Source organism: Phocaeicola sp. RTP21359st1_B8_RTP21360_211022, from assembly GCF_040911965.1.
GTDB lineage: Bacteria > Bacteroidota > Bacteroidia > Bacteroidales > Bacteroidaceae > Phocaeicola > Phocaeicola vulgatus.
The window spans coordinates 1-1,169 of record NZ_JBDFXP010000118.1; the positions used below are offsets into that span (position 1 = coordinate 1).

At 41.1% G+C, this 1,169-nt stretch carries 1 protein-coding gene; it reads right to left on the reverse strand.

Going from position 1 to position 1,169, the window contains the following annotated elements; all coding sequences use genetic code 11:
* Positions 1-56 precede the first annotated feature (56 nt).
* A partial coding sequence (locus AB5062_RS22650) for an IS256 family transposase (protein WP_368327003.1) occupies positions 57-1,169 on the reverse strand: 1,113 nt, incomplete at its 5' end.

Below are 1,169 nucleotides of genomic sequence, written 5' to 3' on the forward strand. Positions count from 1 at the left end.
AGACACTGTCCAAAATTTTGTGTAAATGGAAACAGGATTCAGCTGTAAGTTTGTTCTTATATCTGGATTCTGTTTTCAAAAATAAGCATAAATTGATTCATAATCAAGCCCCAGTTATGAATCGGCTGTGTCCATTTCTTCTCAATCTCCATAAGTGAAAGATAAACGGTCTTTTTGACTGCATCATCCGAAGGGAATGAAAGCTTTGATTTCGTGTACTTTCTGATTTTTCCGTTCAGGTTTTCAATGAGATTGGTTGTGTAGATTATTTTTCTGATTTCCAGCGGGAACTGGAAGAAAACAGTCAAATCATCCCAGTTGTTTCTCCATGAAAGTATAGCATAAGGATACTTTCCTCCCCATTTCTTTTCCAGATTGTCAAGTTCTGTGGCTGCAACCTCTTTGTTGGGTGCATTATAGATATTCTTCATATCTGCCGTAAACTCTTTCTTATCTTTATAAACCACATATTTACAGGAGTTTCTGATCTGATGTACCACACAGATTTGAGTGGATGACTGAGGGAATATACTGCGGATAGTATCCGTAAATCCATTCAGATTGTCAGTACAGGTAATCAGGATATCCTGCACCCCACGGGCTTTTAAATCAGTCAGGACACCCATCCAGAAAGAAGAGCTTTCCGATTTGCCAACCCACATGCCAAGGACTTCCTTCAGACCGTTCTGTTTCAGTCCGACGCAAAGGTAAACGGTCTTGTTTATGATCTTACCGTTATCCCGTACCTTGAAGACAATACCATCCATCCAGACTATCAGGTAAACAGGATCAAGGGGACGGTTCTGCCACTCCTGGGCAGCCTGATTGACCTTGTTGGTAATGATGGAAATGGCAGATGTAGAGAGCTCTATTTCATAAATCTCACGCATCTCTTCCTCTATGTCAGAAACGCTCATTCCTTTGGCATATAGGGAGATAACGAGCTTTTCTATAGAAAGTCCACGGCTTTCATGTTTAGGCACTGCTATCGGCTCAAACTGGCCGTTACGGTCACGTGGAATAGAAATGACAGACTCTCCATGTTCGGTTTGGATTTTCTTCGGATAACTGCCATTTCGGGAGTTGCCAGTGTTATTTCCTATCACAGAATTCTTTTCATATCCCAAATGGGCATCCATTTCACCTTCAAGCATCTTTTCCAATACTTG